The sequence below is a fragment of the Streptomyces sp. NPDC086766 genome, assembly GCF_044746005.1.
In the GTDB taxonomy this organism is placed as follows: domain Bacteria; phylum Actinomycetota; class Actinomycetes; order Streptomycetales; family Streptomycetaceae; genus Streptomyces.
This window is the reverse complement of sequence record NZ_JBIVBI010000006.1, coordinates 279,309-295,961: the sequence shown is the minus strand read 5'-3', so window position 1 is coordinate 295,961 and position 16,653 is coordinate 279,309. Positions and strand designations below refer to the sequence as shown.

Genomic DNA, 16,653 nt, shown 5'->3' with positions numbered 1-16,653 from the left:
ACGGACTTGACGCCTGGAGAAACTCGAGCATGAACCGCAAGACTTTGGTGCTGCCGGCCGTCGCCGGTCTGCTGGCGCCGGTCCTCGCCGCCTGTGGCGGGTCCGACAGCGGCAGCAACGGCGGCGACGCCATAGTCGTCGGCACCACGGACCGGTTCACCGCCTCGAAGGACGCCCCCGCGCCCCTCGACCCGGCGTACGCCTACGACGTCGGCAGCTGGAACATCCTGCGCCAGACCGTGCAGACGCTGATGACCCAGCCCAAGGGCGACGGCGACCCGGTGCCCGAGGCCGCCGAGAAGTGCGGCTTCACCGACAGCGGCAACGAGCGCTACGCCTGCACCCTGCGCGACGGCCTGAAGTTCGCCAACGGCGACCCCATCACCGCCTCCGACGTGAAGTTCTCCATCGATCGCGCCCTCGGCATCAAGGCCGACAGCGGCGTCGCCGGACTGCTGTCCACCATCGACACCGTCGAGACCCAGGGCGACCGCGAGGTCATCTTCCACCTCAACACCGCCGACGCCACCTTCCCGTTCAAGCTGTCGACGCCGGTCGCGGGCATCGTCGACCCCAAGGACTACGAGAAGAACAAGCTCCGCGAGGGCTTCGCGGTGGACGGCTCCGGCCCGTACAGCCTCAAGGCGGACGTCAAGAACGGCGAGCTCGTCGACGCCGTCTTCACCAAGAACCCCCACTACCAGGGGACGTTGGAGCTCAAGAACGACAAGGTGGAGATGCGCACCTTCCCGGACGCCGACGCCATGGGCGCCGCGCTGGAGAAGGGTGACATCGACGTCATGACCCGCACGATGTCGCCGCAGCAGATCCAGAAGCTCGGCAACGCCGCCGACGGCGACGTCGACCTGGTCGAGATGCCCGGCCTGGAGATCCGCTACCTGGCCTTCAACACCGACGCCCCGTCCGTGAAGAGCCGCGCCGTGCGCCAGGCGATCGCCCAGCTCGTCAACCGCAGCGAACTCGTCTCCAAGGTCTACGGCTCCCAGGCCGAGCCGCTGTACTCGCTGGTCCCGGCCACCGTCACCGGCCACTCCAACTCGTTCTTCAACAAGTACGGCGACCCCAGCGTCACCAAGGCCAAGGCCCTGCTCGCCAAGGCGGACATCACCACCCCGGTGAAGCTGACGCTGCACTACACGACCGACCACTACGGTCCGGCCACCAAGAAGGAATTCCAGGTCCTTCAGCAGCAGCTCAACGCCAGCGGCCTGTTCGACGCCAAGATCCAGGGCACGCCCTGGGCGGCCTTCCGCCCGGCCGAGCAGAAGGGCTCCTACGAGGTCTACGGCATGGGCTGGTTCCCCGACTTCCCGGACGCGGACAACTACCTCGCGCCGTTCCTCGACAAGGACAACACCCTCAACTCGCCCTACGCCAATTCCGAGATCCGCAACTCGCTGATCCCGCAGTCCCGCCGCGAGGCCGACCGGCTCTCCGCCGTCTCCAGCCTGACCTCCATCCAGGACATCGTCGCAGGCGACGTGCCGATGCTGCCGCTGTGGCAGGGCAAGCAGTACGTCGCCGCCCGGGACGACATCACCGGCACCGCGTACGCCATCAACTCCACCTCGACCCTTCAGCTGTGGGAGCTCGGCCGCGGTGTGAAAAGCTAACGGTTCTTGAGGGCCCGTCGGCACCGGGTCCTCGCCCGGGGGCACGGGACTGCATCCCGGGCTTCCCGAGAACCAAAGACAGGGCACATGCAGTGAACATGCGCAACCAGTGGCCGGTCCTGCCCATCGTGGCGGGACTGGCCTCCGGCCTTTTGACCGGATGCGGCACCGAGACCGGCGGGGCGGAGAGCGACGGCTCCCGGCTCGTGGTGGGAATGTCCGACGACGTCCTGGCCACCGACCCGGCCTCCGGCTACGACCCCGGCTCGTGGCTGCTGTTCAACAACGTCTTCCAGTCGCTGCTGAGCTTCCCCAAGGGCGGCACGGAGCCGCAGCCGGAAGCGGCCGAGCAGTGCTCCTTCACCGACACCCGGGCCCAGGTCTACCGCTGCACCCTCAAGGACGGCCTGAAGTTCAGCAACGGCGACCCCCTCACCGCCGAGGACGTCAAGTTCTCCTTCGAGCGGATGCTGAAGATCGACGACCCGGCCGGGCCGGCCATCATGTTCCCCATGCTCGACAAGGTCCGCACCCCGGACGACAGGACGGTCGTCTTCGAGCTGAAGGTCCCCGACGCCACCTTCCCCAGCAAGATAGCCTCCGGCGCCGGCTCCATCGTCGACCACCGGCAGTACGACGCCGCCGGACTGCGCAAGGACGAACAGGCCGTCGGCTCCGGCCCCTACAAGCTGGACTCCTTCGGCAAGGACGAGGCCGTCTTCTCGGTCAACCAGAACTACCGGGGCACCGCCAAGACCAAGAACACCGGCGTCACCCTGAGGTTCTTCCACGGCGACCAGACCGCCCTGAAGCGGGACCTGCTCGCCGGCAAGGTGGACATCGCCTACCGCGGCCTGACCGCGCGGGACATCAGCGGCATCGACCAGCAGGACGACAGCAAGGGCGTCGAGGTCGTCGAGGGCAGCAGCGCCGAGGTCCAGCACCTGGTCTTCAACATGGACGACCCGGTGGCCGGAAAGCTCGGCGTGCGCAAGGCCGTCGCCTACCTGCTCGACCGCGACGCCCTCATCAAGCAGGTCTACCAGGACACCGCGACCCCCCTGTACTCGATCATCCCGGCCGGCATCGCCGGCCACAACACCGCCTTCTTCGACACCTACGGCGCCCGCCCCTCCAAGGCCAGGGCCGCCGAGGCCCTGCGCGCCGACGGCATCACCGGCAAGGTGAAACTCACCCTCTGGTCCACCCCGTCCCGCTACGGCCCGGCCACCGACGAGGAACTGAAGGCCATCGCCGCCCAGCTCAACGCCAGCGGACTCTTCCGGGCCGACGTGCGGTCCGTGCCCTTCGACCAGTACGAGAAGGACATCGCCAAGGGCAAGTACGGCGTCTACGTCAAGGGCTGGGTCCCGGACTACCCCGACGCCGACAACTTCACGGCACCCTTCTTCGGCAAGGGCAACGTGCTCGGCAACCACTACGCCAACGACACCATCACCGGCACGCTCATCCCGCGCACCGCCGCCGAGAGCGACCGCGCCGCCACCGACGAGGAGTTCGGCCGGCTCCAGGACATCGTGGCCGCGCAACTGCCCGTCCTGCCGGTGTGGCAGGCCAAGCAGTACGCGGTCGTCCGCGACGGCGTCTACGGCCTCGAGTACTGCCTGGACGCCTCGACCGTCTTCCGATTCTGGGAACTCAGCAAGGGCTGACCCGCCCCACCGCCGCCCCGGCGCTACTGCGCGCCGGGGCGCACCAGCCCGCTCTCGTACGCGTACACCGCGGCCTGCACCCGGTCCCGCAGACCCAGCTTGGTCAGCACATGCCCCACATGCGTCTTCACGGTGGTCTCGCTGACGAACAGGTCGGCGGCGATCTCCGCGTTCGACAGCCCCCGCGCCACCAGCTTCAGCACCTCCACCTCGCGCTCGGTGAGGGTGTGCAGCGTGTCCGGCACCGGATCCTCACCGGAAGGCAGATGCGTGGCGTACTTGTCCAGCAGCCGCCGCGTGATGCTGGGCGCCAGCAGCGCCTCGCCCGCCGCGACGACCCGGATCGCCTGCACCAGCTCGGTCGCCGGCGCGTCCTTCAGCAGGAAGCCGCTCGCGCCCGCCCGCAACGCCTCCACCACGTACTCGTCGAGGTCGAAGGTGGTCAGCACCAGCACCTTCGCGGGGCCGTCCCGCCCCGGCCCGGTGATCTGCCGGGTCGCCTCCACACCGTCCATCCGCGGCATACGGATGTCCATCAGCACCACGTCGGGCTGCAGGGCGCGCACCTGGTCCAGCGCCTGGAGGCCGTCCCCGGCCTCGCCCACGACCGCGAGGTCCTGCTCCGCCTCCAGGATCATCCGGAACCCGGTGCGCAACAGGGGCTGGTCGTCGACCAGTAGGACACGGATGGCCACAGAAGTCTCCTTCGCTAGTCCGCGCCCATTCTGCCCTGCTCGCCGCCGCCGGAGACGGGCGCCCTCACGGGCAGCGGGTAGGGCGGGGGAGTGCCGCCGAACTCCGGACAGTGGGCCCGATGGTCGCACCAGCCGCACAACTTGGTCGGGCGCGGCCGCCAGTCGCCGGTCTCGGTGGCCCGCCGGATCGCCTCCCACAGCGCCAGCAGCTTGCGCTCCACCCGCTCCAGATCGGCGAGGACCGGGTCGTACGTCAGCACGTCGCCGCTGCCGAGGTACACGAGCTGGAGCCGCCGCGGCACGACCCCCTTCAGCCGCCAGACCACCAGCGCGTAGAACTTCATCTGGAACAGCGCGCCCTCGGCGTACTCGGGCCGGGGGGCCTTGCCCGTCTTGTAGTCGACGATGCGCACCTCGCCGGTGGGCGCCACGTCGACCCGGTCGATGATCCCGCGCAGTCTCAGCCCCGAGTCCAGCACGGCCTCCACCGACAGCTCGCGCTCGGCCGGCTCCAGACGCGTCGGGTCCTCCAGACTGAACCAGCGCTCGACCAGCTGCTCCGCCTCCGTCAGCCAGCGCGCCAGCCGCTCGCCGTCCGGATCGTCGGCGAACAGCTCCACCAGCTCCGGCCGGTTCTCCCGCAGCCGGTCCCACTGCCCGGGGATCAGCGACTTGGCCCGGGGCGCGGTCCGCTCGGCGGCAGGGGCGTCGAAGAGCCGCTCCAGCACCGCGTGCACCAGAGTGCCCCGGGTCGCCGCCTCGCTCGGCTTCTCCGGCAGCCGGTCGATCACCCGGAAGCGGTACAGCAGCGGGCACTGCATGAAGTCGCCGGCGCGGGACGGGGACAGGGAGGCGGGCGCCACGACGACCGCCGGCGCCCTGACGCCCGCGGTCCCCGCCCCGGACGTCCCGGTCCCCGCCTCCGGCGTCCCGGCCGCCACCCCCGACGTACCGTCCGCCGCCCCCGCAGAGGTCCCGGCGGGTACCTCACCGTCGCTGTGGGCCGCCGCTTCGCCCTCGGTGCTGGTCTCCATGCCACAGACCATACGGCCCGCCACCGACAGTGACGCAGGGCAGGGTGCGGCACGGGCGACGACGGGGCAGACACAGGGGGCGAACACAAGGGGTGCCGAGGCGGAAGGGTTCGGCTCGGCCGCATACCATCGATGCGAGACCTTCCGGCCGCCCGGTGCGGGAGACGCGCTTCGATCGAGGGGACACCGTGGACGTGAGCGGCGGCAGCGGACAGCCGCGGTCCGGCGACGACGAGCCGGCCGAGCGCCACCCGGGCCCCGCGGCCCCGGCCCCCGGCTCCCCGCGCCCCGGCCCGGCCCCCGACGACGGCCACCGACCCGAGACGTCCGACGCCCCGGCCGGACCGGACCCGGACGCCGACACAGCCGTAGCAGCCGAAGCCGGAACGGATGCCCAAGCCGGAACCGATGCCGAGGCCGATGCCGAGGCAGACGGGGAACGCGGCCGGCCCGGACCGGCGGAGCAGCCGCGGACCGGCGGCCGTTCCCACGCCGCCCTCGAGACCGACGCCGCCCACGACTCCCACCCCGACCGCGCCCTGGCGCACTCCGGCACACGCCTGGGCCCCCCGCCCCGGCGGCCCCGGGAACCCGGCGGCGGGCTGCTCATGGGCCGGCCCTTCGGGGTGCCCGTGTACGTGGCGCCCAGCTGGTTCCTGGTGGCGGCCCTGATCACCTGGGTGTTCGGCGGCCAGCTCGACCGCGTGCTGCCCGAACTCGGCGCCGCCCGCTACCTCGTCTCCCTCTTCTTCGCGGTCGCCTTCTACGCCTCCGTCCTCGTCCACGAACTCGCCCACACGGTCGCCGCCCTCCGCTTCGGGCTCCCGGTCCGCCGCATCCAGCTCCAGTTCTTCGGCGGCGTCTCCGAGATCGAGAAGGAGGCCGAGACCCCCGGCCGCGAGTTCGTCCTCGCCTTCGTCGGCCCCCTGCTGTCGCTGATCCTGGCCGGCGTCTTCTACCTCGCCCTCCAGCCCGTCGAGCCCGCCTCGGTCCCCGGCGTCCTGCTGGCCGGGCTGATGATCTCCAACCTGATCGTCGCCGCCTTCAACCTGCTGCCCGGCCTGCCCCTCGACGGCGGCCGGATGCTCCGCGCCGTCGTCTGGAAGATCTCCGGCCGGGCGATGACCGGCACCGTCGCCGCCGCCTGGGTCGGCCGCGCGCTCGCTGTCTCCGTCCTCATCGGACTGCCCCTGCTCACCCAGTCCGGCGCCCTCGGCACCACCGCCGAGGACAGCGTCGGCATGGACACCGTCACCGACGCCCTGCTCGCCGCCATCCTCGCGGCGATCATCTGGACCGGCGCCGGCAACAGCCTGCGCATGGCCCGGCTGCGCGAGCACCTGCCCGAACTGCGCGCCCGCACCCTGACCCGGCGCGCGGTCCCCGTAGAGACCGACACCTCCCTGTCCGAGGCACTGCGCCGCGCCAACGCCGCCGGCGCCCGCGCCCTGGTCGTCGTCGACGGCCACGGCAGCCCCCTGTCCCTGGTCCGCGAGTCCGCCATCGTCGGCGTCCCCGAGCACCGCCGCCCCTGGGTCTTCGCCAGCGAACTCGCCCAGGACCTCACCGACGGCATGCGCGTCTCCGCCGAGCTCGCCGGAGAGGACCTCCTCGACGTGCTGCGCGCCACCCCGGCGACCGAGTACCTCGTGGTGGAGGAGACCGGCGAGATCTACGGCGTGCTGTCCGCCGCGGACGTCGAGCGGGCCTTCGTGAAGGCCATGGCCCGCCCCCCGGCCACGTCCTCCTAGAATCCCCCGCGACCGCGACCAAGCCGGCCGCGCGCCCCTCCCGCGACGGAACCGCTCCGCGACGGAACCCCGCCCCGGCGGCCGCTTCCCGGGTGGTCGGCGGCCCTCCGCGGGACCGGTAGGCTGGTCACATGTCCGAACCGACCGGTGCCGCCCGCCGACGCGGGCCCTTCAAGGTCGGGGACCAGGTACAGCTGACCGACCCCAAGGGCCGCCACTACACGTTCACGCTCGAGGCCGGGAAGAACTTCCACACCCACAAGGGTTCCTTCCCGCACGACGAGCTGATCGGCGCACCCGAGGGCAGCGTTGTCCGCACCACCGGTAACGTCGCCTACCTCGCGCTGCGCCCCCTGCTCCCCGACTACGTCCTGTCCATGCCCCGCGGGGCGGCCGTCGTCTACCCCAAGGACGCGGGGCAGATCCTCGCCTTCGCCGACATCTTCCCCGGCGCCCGCGTCGTGGAGGCAGGCGTCGGCTCCGGCTCGCTCAGCAGCTTCCTGCTGCGCGCCATCGGCGACCAGGGCATGCTGCACAGCTACGAGCGCCGCGCCGACTTCGCCGAGATCGCCCAGGCCAACGTGGAGCGCTACTTCGGCGGCCCGCACCCCGCCTGGCAGCTCACCGTCGGCGACCTCCAGGACAACCTGTCCGACACCGACGTCGACCGCGTCATCCTCGACATGCTCGCCCCCTGGGAGTGCCTGGAGGCCGTCTCCAAGGCGCTCGTGCCCGGCGGCATCCTGTGCTGCTACGTCGCCACCACCACCCAGCTCGCCCGGACCGTGGAGTCCATCCGCGAGATCGGCTGCTTCAACGAGCCGACCGCCTGGGAGACGATGATCCGCAACTGGCACATCGAGGGCCTGGCCGTCCGTCCCGACCACCGGATGATCGGCCACACCGGCTTCCTGCTCACCGCCCGCCGCCTCGCGGACGGCGTCGAGCCGCCCATGCGCCGCCGCCGCCCCGCCAAGGGCGCCTACGGCGAGGACTACGAAGGCCCCAACGCCGACGGAGGCGCAGGCCGCTGAGGCCGCCCCCGAGGGCAACACACGGGCGCCGTAGCGCAGTTCCCCAGGACGAATCCGGAACTGCGCCACGGCGCCCTTTCGTTGACCCGGCACCCCCACCCGCGAGCGGGCCGCACCGAAATCGCTCCGAGTACCCACCCCGCCGTTCCCCCGCACTGTGACGTGTGGCACGATGCTGGCCACCCCCACCGGCACAGCCCTCGCAGGAGACACTCCTAGTGCAGTACTCCGCCGTCCCGGAACTGGCCCACACGCACACCCGCCCGATCCACTGGGTCGCCACCGCCACCGCGGTCGCCGGCGTGGTCGCCCTCTCCTCGGTCCTGCAACCCGCCTCCGCGACCGCCGCCCAGCCCTCCGGCACCCGGGCGGAGTCCGCCCCCGCGGCCGCCCCGGCGCCCGCCACCACGGGCGTGACCTTCCCGGTCGAGTGCGGCCCCGTGCGGGCCGTGGTGGTGAAGAAGGCCTCCGGAGACCTCGACGGCGACGGCAGGCCGGAGACCGTGGCCGTGGTGCACTGCGACGCCCCCATGGGCACGCCGCCCGACGGCGTCTACGTCCTCACCCAGGCCGCCGACGCGAAGAAGCCCCGCGTGGTCGCCACCCTCGTCGACCCCAAGGACCGCCTCACGGTGACCGACTTCGCGGTGCGCGCCGGCGCGGTCACCGCCACCCTGCTCGGCTACTCCTCGCCGGACGTGCCCAGTTGCTGCCCCGACCTGAAGAACGGCGCGAAATGGCAGTGGCGCGACGGCGCCTTCATCCGCTCCACGCCCTCCCAGGCGCTCGGCGTCTGACCGCATATGCCGCGCGGATGTGAGCAACCAGACATCCGTAACTCAGGGAAAGCGGAAGGTCACTCCGCGTCCGGGCCGTACACCTCGGCCCCGTCCTGAACCCGCCGTACGTGGATGCACTCGCCCGGGCACTCCCGGGCCGAGTCGACCACGTCCGTGAGAAGCGGCAGCGGTACGGGCGTTGCGGCGCCCGGCGCCTGCAGCAGCTCGTCCTCCGGCCCCTTCACATAGGCCAGGCCGTCGATGTCCAGCTCGAACACCTCGGGTGCGTACTGGGCGCAGATGCCGTCGCCGGTGCACAGGTCCTGGTCGATCCAGACCTCCAGTGCCTCGCCCACGCCCGGGGCCTGCTGCTGCACGGTTCTCTCTCCTGACGTATTCGTGCCGAGCCCTGCGGGAATCCGGCCAGCTCCGGCGGGTGTTGAACGCTTCGACCCTACCTCCGCCCGCTTTCCAATCATGTTCGGTGGGTATTCCCCTGGCGTGAGGGAGAGCGCAAGGGTGAAGATCGGACACACCCCTACAGTCTTTGTGATCTAGGGGTTTCAATCGACACCCACCCAGGTAGGGTCTGGAAGCGTCCAGCTCCCCTTGGAGGAGGTGAGGACCGTGGCAGCCCACGACGACGACATTAACCGCGGCATCCGCCCGGGACGCGGGTCCGACGACCCGGCCGGGCAGATCGCCTACCTTGAGCAGGAGATCGCCGTCCTGCGCCGCAAGCTCGCCGACTCTCCGCGACACACGAGGATTCTCGAAGAGCGGATCGTCGAGCTGCAGACCAACCTGGCCGGCGTGTCCGCGCAGAACGAACGGCTGGCGAACACGCTCCGCGAGGCCCGCGACCAGATCGTGGCCCTCAAGGAAGAGGTCGACCGGCTCGCCCAGCCGCCCGCCGGCTTCGGCGTCTTCCTGCAGGCGAACGAGGACGGCACGGCCGACATCTTCACGGGCGGCCGCAAGCTCCGGGTGAACGTCAGCCCCAGCGTCGACCTCGACGAGCTCCGGCGCGGCCAGGAGGTCATGCTCAACGAAGCGCTCAACGTGGTCGACGCCATGGAGTTCGAGCGCGTCGGCGACATCGTCACCCTCAAGGAGATCCTCGAGGACGGCGAGCGCGCCCTGGTGCTCGGGCACACCGACGAGGAACGGGTGGTGCGGCTCGCCGAGCCGCTGCTGGACGTCACCATCCGCCCCGGCGACGCCCTGCTGCTCGAACCCAGGTCGGGTTACGTCTACGAGGTCGTGCCCAAGAGCGAGGTCGAGGAGCTCGTCCTCGAAGAGGTGCCGGACATCGGCTACGAGCAGATCGGCGGTCTCGGGAACCAGATCGAGGCCATCCGCGACGCCGTCGAGCTCCCGTACCTCTACCCGGACCTGTTCAAGGAGCACGAGCTGCGGCCGCCCAAGGGCGTCCTCCTCTACGGGCCCCCCGGATGCGGCAAGACGCTCATCGCCAAGGCCGTCGCGAACTCGCTGGCCAAGAAGGTCGCCGAGGTCACCGGCCAGGCCGCCGGCAAGAGCTTCTTCCTCAACATCAAGGGCCCCGAGCTCCTGAACAAGTACGTCGGCGAGACCGAGCGGCAGATCCGCCTCGTCTTCCAGCGCGCACGGGAGAAGGCCAGCGAGGGCACCCCCGTCATCGTCTTCTTCGACGAGATGGAGTCCCTCTTCCGCACCCGCGGCTCCGGCGTCAGCTCGGACGTGGAGAACACCATCGTCCCGCAGCTTCTCGCCGAGATCGACGGCGTGGAGGGCCTGCAGAACGTGGTCGTGATCGGCGCCTCCAACCGCGAGGACATGATCGACCCCGCCATCCTGCGGCCCGGCCGGCTCGACGTGAAGATCAAGATCGAGCGTCCGGACGCCGAGGCGGCCAAGGACATCTTCGGGAAGTACCTCACCGAGCGTCTGCCGCTGCACGCGGACGACCTCGCGGAACACGGCGGTGCCAAGGACAGCACGGTCCAGAACATGATCCAGACCGCGGTCGAGCACATGTACGCCGAATCCGAGGAGAACCGCTTCCTGGAGGTCACCTACGCCAACGGCGACAAGGAAGTCCTCTACTTCAAGGACTTCAATTCCGGCGCCATGATCGAGAACATCGTGGGCCGCGCCAAGAAGATGGCCATCAAGGACTTCCTCGAGAAGAACCAGAAGGGCCTCCGGGTCTCCCACCTCCTCCAGGCATGCGTGGACGAGTTCAAGGAGAACGAGGACCTGCCCAACACCACCAACCCGGACGACTGGGCCCGGATCTCCGGAAAGAAGGGCGAGCGGATCGTCTACATCCGCACCCTCATCACCGGAAAGCAGGGCGCGGACACCGGACGCTCCATCGACACGGTGGCGAACACCGGTCAGTACCTGTAGAAGCGGGGTGGCTGCGGGTGCCCTCGGCGGGTACCCGCAGCCGACCTGTTTTTCGGGCCACGGCTGGAGCAGGCAATGACGCAAATGATCTCCCCACCAGCGCAGAGGCGTTCTAGGCTCTTTCGTACCGCCCGGTCGCGCAGTGCGGGGACGGGCACCGCACAGGCACCTGGGCACCAGCGGTATCTGAGCGGCACCCACGACCGAGGGTTCCGCCGGGCAAGGAGGGCCGCATGACCGTACGGCGAGTAATGGGCATCGAGACGGAGTACGGGATCTCCGTCCCCGGCCACCCCAACGCCAATGCCATGCTCACCTCGTCCCAGATCGTCAACGCCTACGCGGCGGCGATGCACCGGGCGCGGCGGGCCCGCTGGGACTTCGAGGAGGAGAATCCGCTGCGGGACGCGCGAGGCTTCGACCTCGCCCGCGAAGCCGCCGACGCCAGCCAGCTCACGGACGAGGACATCGGCCTCGCCAACGTGATCCTCACCAACGGCGCCCGGCTCTACGTCGACCACGCCCACCCCGAGTACAGCGCCCCCGAGGTCACCAACCCCCGGGACGCCGTCCTCTGGGACAAGGCCGGCGAGCGGATCATGGCGGAGGCCGCCGAACGGGCCGCCCAGCTGCCCGGCGCCCAGCCGATCCACCTCTACAAGAACAACACCGACAACAAGGGCGCCTCCTACGGCACGCACGAGAACTACCTGATGAAGCGGGAGACCGCCTTCTCGGACATCGTGCGTCACCTGACGCCCTTCTTCGTCTCCCGCCAGGTCTTCGCGGGCGCCGGCCGCGTCGGCATCGGCCAGGACGGCCACGAGCACGGCTTCCAGCTCAGTCAGCGCGCCGACTACTTCGAGGTCGAGGTCGGCCTGGAGACCACGCTCAAGCGCCCGATCATCAACACCCGGGACGAACCCCACGCCGACGCCGAGAAGTACCGCCGCCTGCACGTGATCATCGGCGACGCCAACCTCTCGGAGATCTCCACCTACCTCAAGCTGGGCACGACCGCCCTGGTCCTGTCCATGATCGAGGACGGCTTCATCGCCGTCGACCTCGCCGTCGACCAGCCCGTACGCACCCTCCACCAGGTCTCCCACGACCCGAGCCTGCAGCGCCTGATCACGCTGCGCAGCGGCCGCACCCTGACCGCGGTCCAGCTCCAGATGGAGTACTACGAACTGTCGCGCAAGTACGTCGAGGAGCGGTTCGGGGCGGACGCCGACGACCAGACCAAGGACGTCCTCTCCCGCTGGGAGGACACCCTCAACCGCCTGGAGAACGACCCCATGAGCCTGGCCGGCGAGCTGGACTGGGTCGCCAAGCGGGAGCTCATGGAGGGCTACCGGCGCCGCGACGGCCTCGACTGGGACGCCGCCCGGCTCCACCTCGTCGACCTCCAGTACGCCGACGTACGCCCCGAGAAGGGCCTCTACAACCGCCTGGCGGCCCGCGGCCGCATGAAGCGGCTGCTGGACGAGACCGAGGTCGACCGGGCCCGCACCACGCCGCCCGAGGACACCCGCGCGTACTTCCGCGGACGCTGCCTGGAGCAGTACGCCGACGACGTCGCCGCGGCCTCCTGGGACTCGGTGATCTTCGACCTGCCGGGCCGGGACTCGCTCCAGCGCGTCCCAACCCTGGAACCGCTTCGCGGAACGCGAAATCACGTCAAGGAGCTCCTGGACCGCTGCCGCACGGCGGAGGACCTGGTCAGGGTCCTGTCCGGCGGCTGAGCGGGTACCCGGGCCGGGCGGGCCGACCGGGGTGGAAACCCCGGCGCGAGGGAATCATCGAGATGGCCCCCGTACGTTGGAGAAACTGCGGGGCCGATGTCGGACCCGGCTTGTAGGGTCTGATCATCACCGATCGGCAGGAATGCCGACCCGTCGACCATGTCGGGCGAACTGAGCGGGGTGAGGGATATGGCAACCAAGGACACCGGCGGCGGCCAGCAGAAGGCGACGCGTTCCACCGAGGAGGTCGAGGAGCAGGCGCAGGACGCGCAGGCCGCGGACGACCTCAAGGAGCGCCACGAGAAGCTGAGCGACGACGTGGACTCGGTTCTGGACGAAATCGATGACGTACTCGAGGAAAATGCCGAGGATTTCGTGCGAAGCTTCGTGCAGAAGGGTGGCGAGTAAAGGCGGATTCGCCACTTCGCCTACGAAGTGAAGGTTGCGGGGGAGTTGGGTGGCTGAGGAGCCGAACGCGAAGCGCTGCGCGAAGTGCGGGCGGGATCTGCCTCCCGCGGCGTTTGCACGGGACAGGAATCGGCGTGACGGCCTGCAGGCGCACTGCCGGGAGTGCGTGGCGGAATACAGCGCCGCGCGCTACCGGCGCCGCCGGGAGGCCATGGGGAAGCCCGTCCGGGAGAAGGTGAATGTCCCGGCCGGACACAAGCTCTGCCGGACGTGCGGTGAGATCAAGCCGCACAGTGAGTGGCACTGCAATGCCACGGCGTCCGACGGGCTCTCGACGCGATGCAAGGCGTGCCGAGCGGTCCAGGGGCGGCAGGGTCACCTGAAGCGTCAGTACGGCCTCACCGAAGCCGAGCGCGACGAGTTGATCATCGCCCAGGGCGGCGTCTGCTGTATCTGTCTTTCGGCTCTGCCCGAGCATGTGGATCACTGCCATCTGACGGGTAGGGTCCGTGGCGTACTGTGCTTCAGCTGCAACGCCGCACTGGGGCAGTTCAAGGATCGGCCCGATGCCATAAGGCGGGCTGCTGCATACGTGGAAGGAAACGCGTGGAAGCCAACACTCGTAGCACCGGGCGTCTACCAGCTGCCTTCCTGACGCCTGGGTCCTCGTCCTTCATGGACTTCCTGTCCGAGCACCAGCCGGAGCTGCTGCCGGGCAAGCGGCAGCTGCCGCCGGTGCAGGGCGTGATCGAGGCGCCGCACGGCACGACCATCGTGGCCGTGACGTTCCCGGGGGGTGTCGTGCTGGCCGGTGACCGCCGGGCCACCATGGGCAACGTCATCGCGCAGCGCGACATCGAGAAGGTCTTCCCGGCGGACGAGTACTCGGCGGTGGGCATCGCCGGTACGGCGGGTCTGGCCGTGGAGATGGTGAAGCTGTTCCAGCTGGAGCTGGAGCACTTCGAGAAGGTCGAGGGCACGCAGCTGTCGCTGGAGGGCAAGGCGAACCGGCTGTCGACCATGATCCGTTCCAACCTCGGCATGGCCATGCAGGGCCTGGCCGTCGTCCCGCTCTTCGCCGGTTTCGACCTGGACCGCGACAAGGGCCGCATCTTCTCCTACGACGTGACGGGCGGTCGCTCCGAGGAGCACGGCTACGCGGCCACGGGCTCCGGCTCGATCTTCGCGCGCGGCGCCATGAAGAAGCTCTTCCGCGACGACCTGAGCGAGGGCCAGGCCACCACGCTGGTGGTCCAGGCCCTGTACGACGCGGCAGACGACGACTCGGCGACCGGTGGTCCCGATGTCGCCCGCCGGATCTATCCGATCGTCACCGTGATCACCGAGGACGGCTTCCGCCGGCTCACCGAGGACGAGTCCTCGGAGATCGCCCGTGCGGTGCTGGAGCGGCGGCTGGAGCAGCCCGACGGCCCGCGGGCCGCGCTGCTGTAGTCCGCGGCGGTTCTTGTCCAGGGGATCCAGTGACTTCGACAGAAAGGGACGGATAACCGGTGTCGACGCCGTTCTATGTCTCACCCCAGCAGGCCATGGCCGACCGGGCGGAGTACGCCCGCAAGGGCATCGCCCGTGGTCGCAGCCTGGTCGTGCTGCAGTACTCCGACGGCATCGTGTTCGTCGGTGAGAATCCGTCCCGCGCGCTGCACAAGTTCAGCGAGATCTACGACCGGATCGGCTTCGCGGCCGCCGGCAAGTACAACGAGTACGAGAACCTGCGCATCGGCGGTGTCCGCTACGCCGACCTGCGCGGCTACACCTACGACCGGGACGACGTGACCGCGCGCGGCCTGGCCAACGTCTACGCCCAGACGCTGGGCACGATCTTCTCCAGCGCGGCGGAGAAGCCGTACGAGGTGGAGCTGGTGGTCGCCGAGGTGGGGGAGACCCCGGAGGGCGACCAGATCTACCGGCTGCCGCACGACGGGTCGATCGTGGACGAGCACGGCTCGGTGGCGGTCGGTGGCAATGCGGAGCAGATCAGCAGTTATCTGGACCAGCGGCACCGGGACGGCATGTCGCTGGCCGAGGCGCTGAAGCTGGCGGTGCAGGCGCTGTCGCGCGACACCAGCGGCAGTGAGCGGGAGATCCCCGCGGAGCGTCTGGAGGTGGCGGTGCTGGACCGTACGCGGCCGCAGAAGCGCAAGTTCCGGCGTATCGTCGGCCGGCAGCTTTCGCGGCTGCTGGGGGCGGACGGCGCGGCGGCGGGTGCGGAGAGTGCCGAGGAGGCGGACGCCGAGGAGGAGTGACCGCGCGGCAGCCTGGTCTGTCCGGTGCCCCGGCCGGTGTCACGGCCGGGGCACCGGTGTGCCGGGGCCCGTGTCGGGGCGCGGGTGCCGCAGGGGGGACGGGGCTCAGGACTCTCGGGAGCAGGGGCTGGGGAGGCTGGCTCTCAGGGGGCGGCCGGCGGGGCCGTGGAGGCCCGTACCACCAGTTCCACGGGGATGTTCCCGCCCTCGGGCGTGCGGCCCTCCAGGACGGCCAGCAGGGCGCGCATCCCGCGCTCGCCGAAGAGTTCCGCGTCCAGCCGGACGGTGGTGAGTTCGGGGTCGAGGGCGGTGGCGAGGGCGAGGTCGTCGACGCCGGTGACGGAGATGTCGTCCGGGATCCGCAGGCCGAGGCGGCGCAGTGCCTTGTAGGCGCCTGCGGCGAGCTTGTCGTCGTCGCAGACCAGGGCGGTGGGGCGGGGCCCGGGCAGGCCGAGCGCGGCCTCGGCGGCGGCTCGGGCGCCTTCGATGGAGATGGGGGCGCGGGCGGTGCGGACCGAGGTGCCCGGGACCGCGCCGGCGCGGGCGGCGAGTTCCCGCGCGCGCACCTCGAAGGTCCAGGACGGCACGTCGGCCGCCAGGTGCAGGAAGCGCCGGTGGCCGAGGCCGAGCAGGTGTTCGGCGACCTGGCGCACGCCGTCGGCGATGTCGAGGTTCACGGTGGCGGCGCCGAGGCTGCCCTCCGGGTCGCTGTCGAGCATGACGAGGGGGAGCTGGTCGCCGCGGATGGCGGTGAGGGCGTCGGCGGCCATGGAGGAGGCGAGCACGCCGTCCAGGGCGGCCTGGGCGGAGGCGAAGGGGTTCCTGGCGGGGCCGATGCCTTCGGGGGAGGGGTAGAGGACCATGCCGAAGCCGTGCTCGGCGGCGACCCGGGCGGCGCCGGTGTAGACGCCGGCGAAGAACTCGGTGGTGAGGGCGGGGACGACGAGCAGGACGGTGCGGGTGCGGCCGAGGCGCAGGTTGCGGGCGGCGAGGTTGGGCCGGTAGCCGAGGTCGGCGGCGGCCCGGCGTACCCGTTCGGCGGTGGTCTCGGAGACCCGGCCGCGCCATTTGTCGCCGAGGACGAGTGAGACGGCGGCCTGGGAGACCCCGGCGGCCCGGGCGACGTCACGGCTGGTCGGGCGCGTGCTACCTCGTGCCACCGGGGGCGTGCTCCTTCGTCTGGACGTGTGAACAGCGCACATGGTACGTATGACGGCGGGCGTTATACGTAAAACTTGATCG

At 70.5% G+C, this 16,653-nt stretch carries 15 protein-coding genes; 11 read left to right on the top strand and 4 right to left on the bottom strand.

Annotation, left to right across the window (positions count from 1 at the left end):
* Positions 1–29 precede the first annotated feature (29 nt).
* Together ACIPM1_RS14320 and ACIPM1_RS14315 are read left to right on the top strand one after the other, a co-directional pair.
* Positions 30–1,634 carry an ABC transporter substrate-binding protein gene (locus ACIPM1_RS14320; protein WP_402433583.1) on the top strand — a complete coding sequence of 535 codons (1,605 nt, stop codon included), beginning with the start codon at positions 30–32 and terminating at the stop codon, positions 1,632–1,634.
* 92 nt (positions 1,635–1,726) lie between these two features.
* Positions 1,727–3,307: an ABC transporter substrate-binding protein gene (locus ACIPM1_RS14315; RefSeq protein ID WP_402433580.1), complete on the top strand. Its 1,581-nt coding sequence runs from the start codon at positions 1,727–1,729 to the stop codon at positions 3,305–3,307.
* A 23-nt stretch (positions 3,308–3,330) separates the two neighbouring features.
* Here ACIPM1_RS14315 and ACIPM1_RS14310 read toward each other — a convergent pair whose 3' ends face one another.
* Positions 3,331–4,002 (bottom strand): response regulator transcription factor, encoded by a 672-nt coding sequence (locus ACIPM1_RS14310; RefSeq protein WP_356189943.1) that lies wholly within the window; start codon positions 4,000–4,002, stop codon positions 3,331–3,333.
* A 14-nt stretch (positions 4,003–4,016) separates the two neighbouring features.
* Positions 4,017–5,036 (bottom strand): RecB family exonuclease, encoded by a 1,020-nt coding sequence (locus tag ACIPM1_RS14305; protein ID WP_402433577.1) that lies wholly within the window; start codon positions 5,034–5,036, stop codon positions 4,017–4,019.
* A gap of 188 nt (positions 5,037–5,224) precedes the next feature.
* On the opposite strand from ACIPM1_RS14305, the gene ACIPM1_RS14300 reads away from it, so the two are divergent.
* The 3 genes from ACIPM1_RS14300 (at position 5,225) to ACIPM1_RS14290 (ending at position 8,618) form a co-directional block, all read left to right on the top strand.
* Positions 5,225–6,787, top strand: coding sequence for a site-2 protease family protein (locus ACIPM1_RS14300; protein WP_402433574.1), 1,563 nt, complete (start codon positions 5,225–5,227; stop codon positions 6,785–6,787).
* Positions 6,788–6,918: 131 nt separating this feature from the next.
* Complete coding sequence (locus ACIPM1_RS14295; protein WP_276109401.1) at positions 6,919–7,821, top strand: tRNA (adenine-N1)-methyltransferase; 903 nt, start codon at positions 6,919–6,921, stop codon at positions 7,819–7,821.
* A 218-nt stretch (positions 7,822–8,039) separates the two neighbouring features.
* Positions 8,040–8,618, top strand: a complete 579-nt coding sequence (locus tag ACIPM1_RS14290) for a hypothetical protein (protein WP_402433571.1) — start codon at positions 8,040–8,042, stop codon at positions 8,616–8,618.
* Positions 8,619–8,677: 59 nt separating this feature from the next.
* On the opposite strand, the gene ACIPM1_RS14285 is transcribed toward ACIPM1_RS14290, so the two are convergent.
* On the bottom strand, positions 8,678–8,977 hold the full coding sequence (locus ACIPM1_RS14285; RefSeq protein ID WP_402433568.1) for a ferredoxin: 300 nt from the start codon (positions 8,975–8,977) through the stop codon (positions 8,678–8,680).
* Positions 8,978–9,227: 250 nt separating this feature from the next.
* Here ACIPM1_RS14285 and arc point away from each other — a divergent pair, with 250 nt between their 5' ends.
* The 6 genes from arc (at position 9,228) to prcA (ending at position 15,411) form a co-directional block, all read left to right on the top strand.
* The gene (gene arc / locus ACIPM1_RS14280; protein ID WP_356189955.1) at positions 9,228–10,994 is read left to right on the top strand and encodes a proteasome ATPase; all 1,767 of its coding nucleotides are present in this window, start codon (positions 9,228–9,230) and stop codon (positions 10,992–10,994) included.
* A 233-nt stretch (positions 10,995–11,227) separates the two neighbouring features.
* Entirely contained in the window at positions 11,228–12,739 is a 1,512-nt protein-coding gene (gene dop / locus ACIPM1_RS14275; RefSeq protein ID WP_356189957.1) for a depupylase/deamidase Dop, read from the top strand.
* 189 nt (positions 12,740–12,928) lie between these two features.
* Positions 12,929–13,147 (top strand): ubiquitin-like protein Pup, encoded by a 219-nt coding sequence (locus ACIPM1_RS14270; protein ID WP_355892170.1) that lies wholly within the window; start codon positions 12,929–12,931, stop codon positions 13,145–13,147.
* 49 nt (positions 13,148–13,196) lie between these two features.
* Positions 13,197–13,802 carry an endonuclease VII domain-containing protein gene (locus ACIPM1_RS14265; protein WP_402433563.1) on the top strand — a complete coding sequence of 202 codons (606 nt, stop codon included), beginning with the start codon at positions 13,197–13,199 and terminating at the stop codon, positions 13,800–13,802.
* Positions 13,754–14,599 carry a proteasome subunit beta gene (gene prcB / locus ACIPM1_RS14260; RefSeq protein WP_402433560.1) on the top strand — a complete coding sequence of 282 codons (846 nt, stop codon included), beginning with the start codon at positions 13,754–13,756 and terminating at the stop codon, positions 14,597–14,599. The genes ACIPM1_RS14265 and prcB overlap by 49 nt, the downstream gene beginning before the upstream one ends.
* 59 nt (positions 14,600–14,658) lie before the next feature.
* A complete protein-coding gene (gene prcA, locus ACIPM1_RS14255) occupies positions 14,659–15,411 on the top strand; it encodes a proteasome subunit alpha (protein ID WP_402433557.1) in 753 nt (250 codons plus the stop codon).
* 143 nt (positions 15,412–15,554) lie between these two features.
* Here prcA and ACIPM1_RS14250 read toward each other — a convergent pair whose 3' ends face one another.
* Positions 15,555–16,571, bottom strand: coding sequence for a LacI family DNA-binding transcriptional regulator (locus tag ACIPM1_RS14250; RefSeq protein WP_402433555.1), 1,017 nt, complete (start codon positions 16,569–16,571; stop codon positions 15,555–15,557).
* Positions 16,572–16,653 lie beyond the last annotated feature (82 nt).